Source organism: Enterobacter cloacae complex sp. S2, assembly GCF_015159675.1.
Classification (GTDB): Bacteria; Pseudomonadota; Gammaproteobacteria; order Enterobacterales; family Enterobacteriaceae; genus Enterobacter; species Enterobacter intestinihominis.
Window position 1 is genome coordinate 37780 of the sequence record NZ_JADDTS010000032.1, and the last position, 15028, is coordinate 52807.

Below are 15028 nucleotides of genomic sequence, written 5' to 3' on the forward strand. Positions count from 1 at the left end.
AGAGGATTGGGCAAGAAACGGACAGGAACGCCACATTCGCGATGGCTGGGGGGCGGGTATAACTAACAGACACCCAATCGACATGCGAGGAAAGCGTTATGCGTTATCAAAAACTGGGCAATACCGGACTGTTTGTTTCTGAACTCTGCCTCGGCACCATGACCTTCGGCGGCGAGGGCGGCATGTGGGGCAAGATTGGCCAGCTAAGGCAAAACGAAGCCGAGCAGCTGGTGGGCCGCGCGCTGGACGCGGGCATCAACTTTATCGACACTGCCGACGTCTATTCGGAAGGACGCTCGGAGGAGATCCTCGGGCAGGCGCTGAAAAACCTGAACGTTCCACGTGAAAACGTGGTGGTCGCCACAAAGGTGTTTGGTGAAACGGGCACGGCGGGAGTGAACTCACGCGGCGGCTCGCGCTATCACATTATCGACAGCGTAAAGGAGAGCCTGCGCCGCCTGCAGCTCGATCATATCGATCTCTATCAGCTGCACGGTTTCGACCCCGCGACCCCCATTGAGGAGACGCTTTACGCACTGGATAACCTTGTACAGCACGGTCACGTGCGATACATCGGCGTCTCGAACTGGACTGCGTGGCAGATTGCCAAAGCGCTCGGTATTTCTGACCGTCTTGGGCTGGCGCGTTTCGCATCGTTGCAGGCGTATTACACCATTGCCGGACGTGACCTGGAGCGCGAGCTGGTGCCGATGATGCAGAGCGAAGGCGTCGGATTGATGGTCTGGAGCCCGCTGGCGGGCGGCCTGCTGAGCGGAAAATACGGTCGTGACGGGCAGAGCGAAACCGGAGGCCGCCGTCTGGAATTTGACTTCCCGCCGGTGAATAAAGATCGCGCCTTCGACTGCGTGGACGTAATGCGCGTCATTGCCGAGCGTAAGGGCGTCTCCGTGGCGCAAATCGCGCTGGCATGGCTGCTGCATCAAAAAGCGGTGACCAGCGTCATTATTGGTGCGAAACGCGTCGATCAGCTGGACGATAATATTGCCGCCACCGGGATCCGTTTAAGCGAAGATGAGCTTAAACAGCTTGATGCCGTCAGCGCGCTGCCGCGCGAATATCCAGGCTGGATGCTGGAGCGGCAGGGGGAATACCGTCGTAGTCAGCTCGCGCAGCAGTAACCTTCCTTTTCCCCGGTGGCGCTTCGCTTACCGGGGCTACTATCTCTGGTCTTTATTTCAACCCACCTCACAAAAAATGCTCCTTCTCTTTGCCTGATGTTTGATCTCGATCTATATGACTAGTCATGAAATTTAAATGACTAGTCATATAGGGAGCAATCATGAACAAATCACTGCCAGCCAACTTTTTATGGGGCAACTCGGTATCCAGCATGCAGACGGAAGGGGCATGGAATGAGGGCGGGAAGGGGATGTCGGTATATGACATTCGGGAAGCAGGAGAAAACATCTCCGACTGGAAAGTGGCGACCGACTCCTACCACCGCTACCGGGAAGATTTCGATCTGATGCAGGATCTGGGCATGAACTGCTACCGCTTCCAGATCTCCTGGAGCCGCGTCTGCCCGCAGGGTGACGGCGAGTTCAACGCCGAAGGTATCGCGTTTTACGACAGCTTTATTAACGATCTGCTCGCCCGCGGTATTGAGCCGATGGTCTGCCTCTACCACTTCGATATGCCGCTGGCGCTGGCGCAGGAGTACAACGGCTTCAACGACCGCCGGGTGATGGAGGCCTTTATCCGCTACGGCAAGAAGATGATCGACTGCTACGGCGATCGCGTGAAGTACTGGCTGACCTTCAACGAGCAGAACATTTTCCATATGCCGGAAGCTTTTCGCATTTCCGGTTACATGAAAGGCGAGCAAACCCTGCGCGAGCTGTATGAGCTTCAGCACCATGCGATGGTGGCGCACATGACTCTGACCGAATACCTGCACCAGACTAAGCCAGGCAAGCTGATGGGCGGCATGCTGGCGCACCAGTTGATTTATCCAGCCACCTGCAAACCGCGCGATATCTTCTGCGCCCAGCAGTACGACGAATTCCTCAACCAGAACCTGCTGCGCGTCTTCGCGGGACAGGGCTACAGCCCGGCGGTGATGGCGGTGGTGGAGCAGGAGGGCTTCGGTGATATCTACCGCGCAGACGATCTCGCGCTGTTTGCGCGCACGAAGAACGACTTTATGGCCTTCAGCTATTACGCCAGCAAAACGCTGGACAGCGATGCCATCCCTGAAGGCACGCCGGTGAACCATTACCTGCTGCATGGCGAGAAAAATAACCCGTACCTGAAAGCCACCGAGTGGAACTGGCAGATCGACCCGCTGGGCTTTCGCACCATCATCACCCGCTATGCCAACGACTGGCGGATGCCGGTATTCCCGATTGAAAACGGCATCGGCGTGATCGAGTCCTGGGACGGGGTAAACCCGATCGAGGACACCTACCGCATCGACTACCACCGGGCGCACATCGAGGCGATGAAAGCGGCAATATTCGAGGACGGGGCAGAGGTAATGGGCTACCTCGGCTGGGGCTTAATCGACATTCTCAGCTCGCAGGGTGACATGCGTAAGCGCTACGGCGTGGTCTACGTCAACCGTGAAAATCACGACCTGAAAGACCTTAAGCGTGTGCCGAAGAAGAGCTACGCGTGGTTAAAACAGGTTATCCATACTAACGGACGCGAGATGTAAGCCGTACGCTGCCGGGCCGTTTTTGTGACTGATTGATGGGAATACTCCGCTATGTCTGAAACAAAAATAACACCGCACATGCAGTCTTTTGTCGATAAATTTGTTGAGTTCTCGGCGCGCCTGGCAAACCAGGTACACCTGCGATCCCTGCGGGACGCTTTCGCCACGGTGATGCCGATTTTCATCCTCGCCGGTCTGGCGGTGCTGGTGAACAACGTCGTGTTTCCATGGGTGCTGGAAGGCGACACGCTCACGCAGTTTAAGGTGTGGGGCGAGGCGATTATCAACGGCACGCTGAACATCGCCGCGCTGCTGCTGGCACCGATGATCGCCTGGTCGCTGGCGCGCAACAAAGATTTCGACAATCCGGTCTCGGCAGTGGTTATCGCCGTCAGCAGCTTCATCATCATGATGCCGATGCGCTTACAGATTACGCCTGTCGGCAGCGACGCCACGGTGAACGTCACCCAGGTGCTGACGTTCGCCAATATCGGCTCCACCGGGATTTTCGCCGGGGTGCTGATTGGGCTGCTCTCAACCGAGCTGTTTATCGCCATTTCACGGCTGAAGGCGCTGCACATTTCGCTGGGGGAGAACGTGCCTCCGGCGGTGAGCAAATCCTTTACCGCGCTGATCCCGACAATCCTCACGCTCTCACTGTTTGCGGTGCTGGCGGCCATACTGGCGAACGTGCTGCATACGGATCTGATCCATCTCATTACGACATTCATTCAGCAGCCGCTGCGGCTGATCAACACCAGTCTGCCCGGGACGATCTTCATTTACAGCTTCGGTAACTTCCTGTTCACGCTCGGTATTCATCAGTCGGTAGTCAACAGCGTGGTGTTGGAGCCATTTCTGCTGATCAACACCAACGAGAACATGCTGGCCTTTGCCAACGGCCAGCCGATCCCACACATCATCAACAACATTTTTGTGCCGACCTTTGGCATGGTGGGCGGGACGGGCAGCACTATCTCATTGCTGATCGCTATCTTCATCTTCTCAAGACAGAAATCAGCGAAGCAGGTGGCGCGTCTGTCACTGGCGCCGGGTCTGTTCAACATCAACGAGCCGGTGATTTTCGGCCTGCCGATTGTCTTTAACCTGCCGCTGATGATCCCGTTTGTGCTGCTGCCCGCCATCGGGATTTACTTTGCGTGGCTCTGTACCACGCTGGGTCTGATGTCGCGCTGCGTGGTGATGATCCCGTGGACCACGCCGCCGATCCTCAGCGCCTGGCTGGCGACGGCGGGGGACTGGCGGGCGGTGGTGGTGCAGTTGGCAATCATCGTATTTGGTGTATTCTTCTACCTGCCTTTCCTCAAGGTGGCCGAGCGAGTGGCCTTGAAAAACAGCGGGACAGAAAACTAATTTAAGGAAGGAAGATGGCGGCGAAGTACATCACCATAGCGCGGGAAATTAAGAAACGCATTATTACCCAGCAGTACGCCGCCAATGAACCGTTGCCGGACCAGTTCGCGCTGGCGGCGGAATTCAGCACCAGCCGGATGACCATTCAGCAGGCGATGCGTCAGCTGATCGTAGAAGGGCTGGTCTATACCCGGCAGGGACAGGGCACGTTTATCCGCAAAAATTTCCTCCAGCTTTCTCAGTGGGATCTCTCCGGCAGCGACTACTTTGGGGCGACCAAAACCTGGGAACATTTAGGCACGGTGACGAGCCAGGTGGTGCACTTCGAACTTCGCTTCCCGAACGAGAAAGAGCAGGCCTCGCTGATGATAAATCCGGATACGCCGATCTATGACTTCATCCGTCTGCGTTTACTCAACGGTGAGCCAATGTCCCTGGACGCCACGGTGATGCCGCTCAATCTGGTGCCCGGGCTGAACAAAACCCATCTTGAAAGTTCGGTATTCCGGTATGTGCAGGAGATGCTGGGGCTGAAGATCATGGGATCGTATCGTGTGGTGCGGGCGCTGAAGCCCAGTGCGCTGGATATGCAGCATCTGGTCTGTGAGCCAACCGACCCGGTGCTGGAGGTGGAGCAGGTGATCTATCTGGAAGATGGTACGCCGCTGGAGTACGCCCATTGTCACTATCGCTATGACCATGGCGGCATCGTAATTGTGAATAACGGATAAAAAAAAGCGGGCCTCGAGGCCCGCTTTGTTCGTGCTCGCGATTAGTTCAAACGCACCGGCATACCGGAACGGTTCTGAATCGCCTGGTCAACGATGGTCGTGTCAACATCCGCCTGAGAGGTAACGGACTGCACCGCGCTGGTCAGCTTAATCGGTACGATTTCGTTGTTGTTGATCTGATCTTCGCTGGTGGACAGCGGGTTATGCACTTCAATGTAACGGCTGCCGTCCGGCTCTGACGTCGCTTTCACCGGTTCGTTAATGAACTGCACGCGCGTACCGACCGGCACGTTATCGAACAGGAATTTGATGTCTTCATTACGCAGACGTACGCAGCCGTGGCTTACGCGCAGGCCGATACCGAAGTTGGCGTTGGTACCGTGGATGGCATACAGACGACCAATGTACAGCGCGTACAGACCCATCGGGTTATCCGGGCCAGCAGGCACAACGGCCGGTAGCGGTTCACCGGCAGCAATGTACTCAGCGTGCATTTTGGCGGTCGGCGTCCAGGTTGGGCCCGCTTTCTTACGCTCCACTTTGGTGGTCCAGTTCAGCGGGGTGTCTTTACCCAGCTGACCGATACCGATAGGCAGCACGATCACGGTGTTGGTGCCTTTCGGGTAGTAATACAGACGCATTTCGGCGCTGTTAATCACGATACCTTCGTGCACGGTATCCGGCAGGATTAGCTGCTGTGGAATGTTGAGTACGGTACCCGCTTTCGGCAGATACGGGTCAACGCCCGGGTTCGCTTCCAGCATGTTAGACAGGCCGAGCTGATACTGCGCCGCGAAGTATTCCAGCGGCTGAGTGTTACCTTCCGGAACCGTCACCACCTGGTTTTCACCCACCAGACGGCTTCCGTCTGTCGGCAGGGGATACGTCACCGCAGACGCGGTCTTACAAAAACCTACTACGGCTAACGCCGCCGCAAAAAGCGTTGTTAATTTCATGTTCATGTTATGCGAGGTATCTAAGCCATTCTGGCGATGAGTTGAGAAGTCTGAATCTGTAATGGGAGCGCATTATATGTGCATTCCCGTTAACTGGGAATTCAGATGTGTACGAAATCACATTTTTTTCGATTTTGTTAAAGTTTAGTGGATTGCCGCAACACAGGATCTCAATTCGGAATTGTGGCATAATGCCGCGTTTATCACACTTTTCGCAGGAATCTCTCCGTGTTAGTTACCAGCAACGTCACTATGCAGTTTGGCAGTAAGCCGCTGTTCGAAAATATTTCCGTCAAATTTGGCGGCGGCAACCGTTACGGCCTGATTGGTGCCAACGGTAGCGGAAAATCCACCTTTATGAAGATCCTCGGCGGTGACCTGGAGCCGACGCTGGGCAACGTGTCGCTCGACCCGAACGAGCGTATCGGTAAGCTGCGTCAGGATCAGTTCGCCTTCGAAGAGTTCACCGTGCTCGACACCGTGATCATGGGGCATGCGGAGCTGTGGGAAGTGAAGCAGGAGCGCGATCGTATCTACGGTCTCGCTGAGATGAGCGAAGAAGACGGTTACAAAGTGGCCGACCTGGAAACGCAGTACGGCGAAATGGACGGTTATTCTGCGGAAGCGCGTGCGGGCGAACTGCTGCTGGGCGTCGGCATTCCTGTTGAACAGCATTATGGTCCGATGAGCGAAGTTGCGCCAGGCTGGAAGCTGCGTGTGCTGCTGGCGCAGGCGCTGTTCTCTAATCCAGACATCCTGCTGCTCGACGAACCGACCAACAACCTGGACATCGACACCATCCGCTGGCTGGAGCAGACGCTGAACGATCGCGACAGCACCATGATCATCATCTCGCACGACCGTCACTTCCTGAACATGGTGTGTACCCACATGGCGGATCTGGATTACGGCGAGCTGCGCGTTTATCCGGGCAACTACGATGAGTACATGACGGCGGCAACCCAGGCGCGTGAACGTCTGCTTGCCGACAACGCCAAGAAGAAAGCGCAGATTGCGGACCTGCAATCCTTCGTGAGCCGCTTCAGCGCCAACGCCTCTAAATCGCGCCAGGCAACGTCGCGTGCCCGTCAGATCGACAAAATCAAACTCGAAGAGGTAAAAGCCTCCAGCCGTCAGAACCCGTTCATCCGCTTCGAGCAGGACAAGAAGCTGTTCCGTAACGCGCTGGAAGTGGAAGCCCTCACCAAAGGCTTCGATGAAGGCCCGCTGTTCAAAAACTTCAACCTGCTGCTGGAAGTGGGCGAGAAGATTGCTATCCTGGGCGCCAACGGCGTGGGTAAATCTACCCTGCTGAAAACTCTGGTGGGCGAAATGCAACCGGATAACGGTACCGTGAAATGGTCTGAAAACGCGCAGATTGGTTACTACGCGCAGGACCATGAATATGAGTTCGAAAACGATCTGACCGTCTTCGACTGGATGAGCCAGTGGAAGCAGGAAGGCGACGACGAGCAGGCGGTACGCAGCATTCTGGGGCGTCTGCTGTTCAGCCAGGACGACATCAAAAAGCCCGCCAAAGTGCTCTCCGGTGGTGAAAAGGGCCGTATGCTGTTCGGCAAGCTGATGATGGAAAAACCGAATATCCTGGTGATGGACGAACCAACCAACCACCTGGATATGGAATCGATCGAATCCCTGAACATGGCGCTGGAGATGTATCAGGGCACCCTAATCTTCGTCTCTCACGACCGTGAGTTCGTCAGCTCCCTGGCGACCCGCGTGATCGAAATCACGCCAGAGCGCGTGGTGGACTTCACCGGTAACTACGAAGATTACCTGCGCAGTAAAGGTATCGAGAGTTAAAAAAATAGCCGGGTGGCGGCTTCGCCTTACCCGGCCTACGTTCTATCCCCTCTCCCTGTGGGAGAGGGTTAGGGTGAGGGCATCAGGCCGCACTAAACCACCCACTCGCCTCCTTCAACCCCGTTCACCCGCAGCGTACGTTTTTCCCCCGTCGGTAACGACACCTTCAGTGCCTTCCATGCCGGACGATAGTCGCCGCGCGCATTCACCTTCAGGTTGATACTTGCGCCGTCGCACACCATCTCCCATTCCACCCACAGCGCATTGCCGTTCAGGTAGCCCCAGCTTTCGCCGTCATCCTCAAACAGCAGCCCGGAGGTGGTGCCGACGCCTTTCACCGGGAACAGTTTTAGCTCGCGGGTATCGTCTTTATCGGCGCTCACGTGACGGATGCGTTCGCTGAGCGGCAAACCGGCCCCTGCGCGCACCAGAAGCGGCAGCTTTTCCAGCGGCGCATCAAGGACGATCGATTGCCCGCCCGCATACCACGCGTGGGTGTAAAAATCGTACCAGCCGGTTTCGTTATCCGGCAGCCAGACGCGGCGCTCGCGCTGCCCGGCTTCGACGACGCTGGCCACCAGCAGGTCACGGCCCAGCAGGAAGTCGTCGCACTCTTCAAAGGTCTGCGCATCGTGCTCATGATCGAGGAAGGTCGGGCGCAGCATCGGCTCGTCGTCGGCGTGCGCCTGCCAGAGCAGGGTGTAGAGGTACGGCAGCAGGCGATAGCGCAGTTCAATGGCGCTACGAATCGCAGGGGTCACGCCCGGGTACATCCACGGTTCGTTCACGGTGCGATCGTCATTCCACGAGTGGATGGTAAAGCGCGGATGCATCACGCCGTTCTGTACCCAGCGCACGAACAGCTCCGCATCCGGCTTGTCGCCGGAGAAACCGCCGACGTCGTGACCGACGTTGAACAGTCCGGACAGGCTCATGCCCAGGCCCATGCGGATGTTATAGCGCAGGGTGTCCCAGTTGGTACGGTTGTCGCCGCTCCAGGTCTGAACGTAGCGCTGCATTCCGGCACAGCCGGAGCGGGAGATCAGATACGGACGTTTATCCGGCGCAAAGCGCTGCTGTGCTTCCAGCGAGGCGCGCATCATCAGCAGCGGCATCACCGGGCGAATATGCTTGATGGCGATCTCCTGGCCGAAGCCATAGCAGCGCGCTTCCCCTTCCCACACTTCATACTCGTTGTTGTCGTTCCAGGTGGAGTCGATGCCCATCTCCAGCAGCTGCGTGGTCACGCCGTTCTGCCACCACTGCACCGTCTGCGGGTTGGTGAAGTCGAGATGCGATCCTTCGTCATCCCAGAAGCTGGAACGTTCAGGCGCATCGGTTTCTGAATCGCGAATGAACAGGCCGCGTTCCGCCACTTCGCCGTAGCGGGGATGATCCTGCAACAGACACGGCTTGATGTTTGCCGCAAGCCGCAGCCCCGCGTCGTGGAACGCCTGGCTCATCACCTTCGGCTGCGGCACTTTGTCGTAGTTCCAGTTAAAGACGTAGCGCTTGCCGTTAATCGAGGTATAGCCGGAGGAGAGCTGGAACGAGTCGCACGGAATGGCATGCTCATCGCACAGGCGGATGAAGTTCATCAGCTGGTCCTGCGCGTCCGGCGCGTCGGTGTAGTGCATGGTTGAGCCGCTGTAGCCCAGGCTCCACTTCGGTCCGAACAGCGTTTTCCCCGTCAGGCGCACGAAGGCTTTCGTCACGTCCAGCACGCGCTTGCCGGTGAAGAGGTAGTAGTCAATATCGCCCGCTTCCGCCTGCCAGCGGCGGTAGGCGGTGTGATAGTTGTCGATCTCGTTACCCAGATCCAGCCAGCAGCTGCTCAGGTTATCGTAGAACAGGCCGTAGCTCACGTCATCGCGACGGGTGAGGGTGAACGGGATGTGCTTGTACAGCGGATCGGTGCTGGCGGCGTTATAGCCCATCGCGTCCAGGTTACGCATCTCATAGCGTTTGCCGTTGCGCTGTAAATCCCCCGCTTTCTCACCCAGACCGTAAAAACGTTCATCATTGCGACGGCTGAGATAGTGCGCCACGCCGTCACCGTGGGCGTTCAGCAGGTAGGCGCTGGTCGGGCGGTCATTGACCAACGGCTGCCACTCGCCCGCCTCATTGCGGTAGTGCCACTCCAGCCACAGGGGCTGGTGGACGGTGACGCGCAGTTGTTCGGTCGCTACGGTTAACGCATCGCCCTGCTGCGTCAGTGTCCAGGCCGGGCAGGTGAAGCCGCTGACATCGTCGCGACGGCGGCCTTCCCACGGTACGTCTTGTTCCGGCGCGATGCTCCAGGTGCGGTCCAGCGCCAGCTGGCCTTTACGCTTGATCAGCACGCGGAACAGATTCTCTTCCAGCACATACAGGCACAGACGGTGCTGGTTATCCACCAGCAGTTCCAGATGATTCGCTGACTGCGTATCGATGGTCCAGTTTTTCAGGGTTTTCATATGCAATACATCCACTATCAGGCGCGCTTGGCGCGACGTTCAGCAATAAATGCCACCAGGAAGAAAGCGCCAATCAGGTCAAAGAAGCCCATGGCGATAAAGAGCGGGTTGAAGCCGATTTTGTCGGCGGTCACCCCAATCAAAAGGGAGAACAGGAAGCTGGCGATCCACGCCGCCGAGCCGCGCATGCCGTTAACCGTCGCCATCTGGCCCTTGTCGAACGACTCCACGACCAGCGCGCTCAGCATGCAGGAGATGATCTGGTGGCCGAAACCGCCGATGGAGATCAGCACGATGGTGATATACGGGTCGCGGGTCACGGCCACAACGGCCAGAGAAATCATCAAAAACGCGCCGGTCACTGAACTTGCCACCACCGAGTTGACGCGGGTGCAGCCGAACCAGCGGGTATAAAGCCGGGTGAGGTAGCCGCTCGCCACGCTGCCGAGGTCGGCGGCGAGGAACGGCAGCCAGGCGAACATCGCGATCTGTTTCAAATCCATGCCGTGCTCTTTGGCGAGGTAAAGCGGCACCCAGAAGCTCAGCACCGCCCAGGCGGGTTCCGCCATAAAGGCCGGAATGGCGATACCGTAGAACCGTTTGTTCTTCGAGACGGTTTTCAGCGCGGTCAGAAAGGGCAGCCTGACCGGTGCGGGTTCGTTATCCTGTTTGATAAACGCCAGCTCGTCGCGGCTCAGGTTCGGGTGCTGCTCCGGGTTGTGATAGAAGATCCACCACAGGATCACCCACAGCAGCGCCAGCACGCCGGTAAACATAAACGCACCCTGCCAGCCGAACGACGCATGAGCGAAGTAAATGATTGGCGGAGCCAGCATCGCACCGATGGAGAAGCCCACGCCCGCCCAACCGGCGGCAACAGGACGCTCTGATTTCGGGAACCATTCACCGATGGTTTTGGCGTTCGCTGGCGTGGCGGCGGCTTCGGACGCGCCCATAAAGAAGCGCAGGATCGCGAGATGCAGCCAGCTCCCGGCACCTGCGTGGAAGATACACATCAGCGCCCAAATCCCGGCGCAGACCATAAAGCCAATCTTGAGGCCGATAACGTCAATCAGCCAGCCGCAAAGGGGCTGGAAAATGGTATAGGCGATCTGGAACGCGCCGACGATCCACGAGTATTGCTCGGTGGTGATACCAAGGCTCTCTTTCAGCTCGGGGGCGAGAATACCTAACGAGTTACGGGTAATGTAGTTTACGGTCACGCCAAGAAGAAACAGCACCAGTACGTACCAGCGCAGATTCTTAATGACGCGACGGGTTTTGCTTGTCGCAACGGTGTTGTTGATGTCCTGACTCATTTTCTTCTCCACAAGACGGACGGTAAGGGACAAAGGTTCAGGTGTCACACAGCGTCAGGCGTTTGAAAGTTATCTGTTTTAGAGTGCTAAGCTGCTATACAACTAGTATGGAAGTTGTGTGACAGGTTCACCTTAAGAGAGAAATTGAGCAGGAAATAGTGGATTTTGTGCAAACTTTCTCATAACAGAGGTTTAATTTTCGGCATTATGGCCTTCTCGCAAGTTATTACCTGATAAAGATGTTGTGAAAATTTTTTCATTTCACATCCGGAGCCAGATCACAAAATGGATAAAAGGCTTAAAATCACCGAAATCGCCGCCCGTACCCGGCTCTCCATCAGCACCGTTTCCCGCGTGCTGGCGGGAAAGGCAAACACCAGCGAAAAAGCACGGGCAACGGTGCTGGCATGCGCGCGGGAGCTGGGGGTAATGGAGGGCATGGCGGCGGGGCGTCTGTTGCTTAACAGCCTGATGGTGTTTGCCCCGCAGCGGGCGTTTGACGAGCGGTCTGACATCTTTTACTACCGCGTCATCCAGAGCGTGAGCAAAGGACTGGCTTCGCACGAGGTTCGCCTGCGCTATTGTGCGCTGGAGGAGAACGACAGCGATGCCCAGCTGTTTCTGGCCCGCATGAACGAAGCGGACACCCAGGCGGCGATCCTCCTCGGTATCGACGATCAGCATATCCACGATCTGGCGGTAGACGTGGGCAAACCCTGCATGCTGATTAACTGCCGGGACCGCCACATGCGCCTGCCCGCCGTCGCGCCGGATCACCGCGCCATTGGCGAGCGGGCGGCGGAGTACCTGTTCGAGATGGGGCACCGGGAGGTGATGAATGTGCTGTGTCTGCGTCGCTATACCATGGAGCTGCGCCTGGCGGGGATCCGCGACGCGTGGCACGGCCATAACCTCAGGTTCAGCGACCGGCGCGATCTGCTGATGGTGCCAAGCTTCAGCGCCAAAGAGACGGAGCAACTGGTGAGTGAGTGGCTTCACCAGCAAAAAGGGAAAGATCTGCCGACGGCGTTCCTGGTGGGCGGCGACTTTATGGCGGCGGGGACCATCAGCGCCCTGCAAAAACACGGTCTGCGCGTGCCGCAGGATGTCTCGGTGATGAGCATCGACGGCTTTAATCTCGCGGCGATTCAGGATGTGCCTCTGACGGCGGTGCATGTCCCGCGCGATGAGCTGGGAACAGAAGCGGTATATATGCTCCAGCAGCGGCTGATGCGCCCGGACGCGCCGGTCGGAACATTGCTGCTAAACGGCACGCTGGCCGTGCGGGAATCGGTACGGCGGATACGTCAGGGAAAACGACGCACCGCCGTTGAGCGGGAAGGGCTTTACGACAGTTAAGCCATGCCCAGCGCGCGCTTGCCGTGGATGTTCAGATCGTTCACGGTGAAACGGTCCTGCCAGCTTTTCTCATAATCCTCGCGCGGGAAATCTCCCGGTGACGCGCCGGTTTCCAGCGCTTCCTTAATCTTTTTCGCGTAGGCGAGGTTTTTCTCGCACATCGGCGCGGCAGGAATATACATCACGTTGCCCCAGCCCTGTTGGTTTTCCACCGGCGCGACCGAGTGGATCACATCGCAGTGCCACCAGACAGAATCACCGGCTTCCAGCGCGGGAATGCTGGTCAACGATTCGATGAGCAGCGGATGCCACTTCTCAGAAATCGGCAGCACGCGCCCCGGCGCCACGCCGCACAGTTCGTCTTCCGGCACGTCGTCCAGCAGCGGACGCAGCAGAATGTAAGCCATCGCTTCCGGGATCGGCACCACGTGCAGCAGCCCCTGGCCGGGGATCATGTCCGACAGTGCCGTCCAGCCCTGGAAGGTGCGGAACACGGAGCATTTGGTGGTGTTATCCACCGTGTACTCTTCCACCTCGGTACGGTGCGCAGCATTCCACGGATCGTATTTCTCAACGTTGCCGTCAAACACGCGGGCAAAGACCTGCTGATAAGCGGGCAGCAGCCAGCGCTCCAGCGCGCCGGAATCGGTGTGTGCGCCAAGTCCTTTCGAGGTTGTTCCTGGTGGGCGGCGGCGAATACGGTCCGGATAAATTACGCTCACGTCCGGGTCGAACCACTGCTTACCGTTGCTCTCAAATGTCCATAAACGATTCAGGAACGACTGTACCTGTGCCATCTCTTCACTCTGGCGCGCCTGCATTTGCGCCTGAGACCAGTAGATCGGATAAATCTCCGGGCGAGAGGCCGTTAAGGTGCCGAAGAAGTTATCGCCGGGTCCTTTGTAAACCTCGTCAAACTTATTCAGATCGAGGTAGTCGAGCATCGATTGATCCCATGCCAGCGCCTGCTCGCGCGGGAAGTGGCTTTTGATCACCGCGCAGCCGCGACGTTTAACCGCTTCGCGCTGTTCGGCGGTGATCGTACCGTTTTTCACATCCGTAAAGGGGATTACCGGCCATACGGATTCACCTTTATATTTAAGGGCATTAATTTCCGCCACGCGGGCGGCGATTTTGTCGCTAAGCCGGTCGAACACTGCCTGCACGTCACCGATCTGGGCCCGTAGCGCGCGTTTCATCTGACGAATTGCCGCTTTGTGGTCCGCTGGCAACGTTTCGCTGGTAAAGGTCATAACTGCCTCGTATCTTTCATTCGAAAGTAAAAGTGTCTACAAGTGATACTTTAAGTTAAAAATAAGTTAATGCAAGTTTAAAACCTTGACGGGCGCCACAGGATGGAAAAAGAGTGAAGGGGCCGGAGTGAGGCTCCGGCAGGTAGGGGATCAGACGTCGAACGGGGAGTGGGCGTCGAGCACGGCCTGAATCACATTCAGCGCGCCCTGATGGTTGTTATCGTCAGTAGTGTAACGGCTGACCGCTTGAATGCTTTCCGCCGCATTGCCCATCGCAAATGAATATTTCACCAGCTTCAGCATTTCCGCATCGTTGCCGCTGTCGCCAATGCCCACGCACGCCTGCGGGGAGACTTTCCAGCGTTTCAGCAGACGACTGATGCCGTTGGCTTTGTGCAGGCCCGGGATAATCAAATCGACAAAACCGAAGCCGCTGGTAACCGGCTTCATGATGCCGTCCAGGGAGACATGCAGTTTATCGACCAGATTCGGGATATCGCTGTCCGGCAGGTTCAGGGAGAATTTAAACAGCACGTCTTCAATGTCGCGGTAATCGCTGATGGGTTTTAAGCGATGGTAGTGTTTCGACATCAGCTTCACGAACGCTTCTGGAGCCTTATCGCTGACGTACGCGCTCTCCAGCCCGCAGGCCACAAAGTTCAGCCCTTTGTCTTTCAGCAACTCGCCAATGACGATCTGCGACTCATGACGCGTTAGCTCACCGTGGAAAATCTGTTCGCCGTGGTCGAACACCAGCGCGCCGTTTTCCGCGACGAAGGAGATCTGATCTTTCAGCTCCGGGAAAAAGGAGATGAGCTGGTAATACTGGTTGCCGCTGGCGACAACAAATTCGATGTTACGGGCTTTAAGCTGCTCAAACTGTGCCTGGAAGCGGTCACGATCGTACTGCTTGGCATCATCAAGGAAAGTTCCGTCCATATCGGTGACGATAACTTTTACGGTCATACTGTGCTCCTGGGTCACTGCGTTTTGAAACATTCTAATAACAAGGTGACGGGGAGCACAAATTTAATTTCGAATGAAAGTCAGAAAGCCGGGTGGCGGCTTCGCCTTACCCG

At 57.1% G+C, this 15028-nt stretch carries 11 protein-coding genes; 6 read left to right on the forward strand and 5 right to left on the reverse strand.

Features of this window, described 5'->3' with window-relative positions; all coding sequences use genetic code 11:
• Nucleotides 1-98 precede the first annotated feature (98 nt).
• From IPZ49_RS14800 to IPZ49_RS14815, 4 genes are all read left to right on the forward strand, one after another.
• Nucleotides 99-1139, forward strand: a complete 1041-nt coding sequence (locus tag IPZ49_RS14800; RefSeq protein ID WP_063146190.1) for an aldo/keto reductase — start codon at nucleotides 99-101, stop codon at nucleotides 1137-1139.
• Between the two features lie 161 nt (nucleotides 1140-1300).
• Nucleotides 1301-2677: a glycoside hydrolase family 1 protein gene (locus IPZ49_RS14805; protein ID WP_063146189.1), complete on the forward strand. Its 1377-nt coding sequence runs from the start codon at nucleotides 1301-1303 to the stop codon at nucleotides 2675-2677.
• Nucleotides 2678-2728: 51 nt separating this feature from the next.
• Entirely contained in the window at nucleotides 2729-4051 is a 1323-nt protein-coding gene (locus IPZ49_RS14810) for a PTS sugar transporter subunit IIC (protein WP_063146188.1), read from the forward strand.
• A 14-nt stretch (nucleotides 4052-4065) separates the two neighbouring features.
• On the forward strand, nucleotides 4066-4782 hold the full coding sequence (locus tag IPZ49_RS14815) for a GntR family transcriptional regulator (protein WP_058646141.1): 717 nt from the start codon (nucleotides 4066-4068) through the stop codon (nucleotides 4780-4782).
• A gap of 41 nt (nucleotides 4783-4823) precedes the next feature.
• On the opposite strand, the gene ldtB is transcribed toward IPZ49_RS14815, so the two are convergent.
• Entirely contained in the window at nucleotides 4824-5744 is a 921-nt protein-coding gene (gene ldtB / locus IPZ49_RS14820) for a L,D-transpeptidase (RefSeq protein ID WP_003858435.1), read from the reverse strand.
• Nucleotides 5745-5966: 222 nt separating this feature from the next.
• On the opposite strand from ldtB, the gene IPZ49_RS14825 reads away from it, so the two are divergent.
• Nucleotides 5967-7562 (forward strand): ABC-F family ATPase, encoded by a 1596-nt coding sequence (locus IPZ49_RS14825; protein WP_023299657.1) that lies wholly within the window; start codon nucleotides 5967-5969, stop codon nucleotides 7560-7562.
• Between the two features lie 92 nt (nucleotides 7563-7654).
• Here the strand turns inward: IPZ49_RS14825 and IPZ49_RS14830 are convergent, their stop codons facing one another.
• Complete coding sequence (locus tag IPZ49_RS14830) at nucleotides 7655-10018, reverse strand: TIM-barrel domain-containing protein (protein WP_063146187.1); 2364 nt, start codon at nucleotides 10016-10018, stop codon at nucleotides 7655-7657.
• Nucleotides 10019-10035: 17 nt separating this feature from the next.
• The gene (locus IPZ49_RS14835) at nucleotides 10036-11337 is read right to left on the reverse strand and encodes an MFS transporter (protein WP_023299659.1); all 1302 of its coding nucleotides are present in this window, start codon (nucleotides 11335-11337) and stop codon (nucleotides 10036-10038) included.
• Between the two features lie 285 nt (nucleotides 11338-11622).
• Here IPZ49_RS14835 and IPZ49_RS14840 point away from each other — a divergent pair, with 285 nt between their 5' ends.
• Complete coding sequence (locus IPZ49_RS14840) at nucleotides 11623-12696, forward strand: LacI family DNA-binding transcriptional regulator (protein ID WP_063146186.1); 1074 nt, start codon at nucleotides 11623-11625, stop codon at nucleotides 12694-12696.
• Here the strand turns inward: IPZ49_RS14840 and IPZ49_RS14845 are convergent.
• A complete protein-coding gene (locus tag IPZ49_RS14845; protein ID WP_063146185.1) occupies nucleotides 12693-13949 on the reverse strand; it encodes a DUF1479 domain-containing protein in 1257 nt (418 codons plus the stop codon). The two genes, IPZ49_RS14840 and IPZ49_RS14845, sit on opposite strands and share 4 nt — an antisense overlap.
• Before the next feature lie 150 nt (nucleotides 13950-14099).
• Entirely contained in the window at nucleotides 14100-14915 is an 816-nt protein-coding gene (locus tag IPZ49_RS14850; protein ID WP_022647539.1) for a Cof-type HAD-IIB family hydrolase, read from the reverse strand.
• Nucleotides 14916-15028: the final 113 nt, after the last annotated feature.

Excerpts from the sequence above, each read along its gene's own strand:
- IPZ49_RS14800 (WP_063146190.1), top strand. The coding sequence starts at position 99 with ATGCGTTATCAAAAACTGGGCAATACCGGACTGTTTGTTTCTGAACTC.
- IPZ49_RS14805 (WP_063146189.1), top strand. The coding sequence starts at position 1,301 with ATGAACAAATCACTGCCAGCCAACTTTTTATGGGGCAACTCGGTATCC.
- IPZ49_RS14810 (WP_063146188.1), top strand. The coding sequence starts at position 2,729 with ATGTCTGAAACAAAAATAACACCGCACATGCAGTCTTTTGTCGATAAA.
- IPZ49_RS14815 (WP_058646141.1), top strand. The coding sequence starts at position 4,066 with ATGGCGGCGAAGTACATCACCATAGCGCGGGAAATTAAGAAACGCATT.
- ldtB (WP_003858435.1), bottom strand. The coding sequence starts at position 5,744 with ATGAACATGAAATTAACAACGCTTTTTGCGGCGGCGTTAGCCGTAGTA.
- IPZ49_RS14830 (WP_063146187.1), bottom strand. The coding sequence starts at position 10,018 with ATGAAAACCCTGAAAAACTGGACCATCGATACGCAGTCAGCGAATCAT.
- IPZ49_RS14835 (WP_023299659.1), bottom strand. The coding sequence starts at position 11,337 with ATGAGTCAGGACATCAACAACACCGTTGCGACAAGCAAAACCCGTCGC.
- IPZ49_RS14840 (WP_063146186.1), top strand. The coding sequence starts at position 11,623 with ATGGATAAAAGGCTTAAAATCACCGAAATCGCCGCCCGTACCCGGCTC.
- IPZ49_RS14845 (WP_063146185.1), bottom strand. The coding sequence starts at position 13,949 with ATGACCTTTACCAGCGAAACGTTGCCAGCGGACCACAAAGCGGCAATT.
- IPZ49_RS14850 (WP_022647539.1), bottom strand. The coding sequence starts at position 14,915 with ATGACCGTAAAAGTTATCGTCACCGATATGGACGGAACTTTCCTTGAT.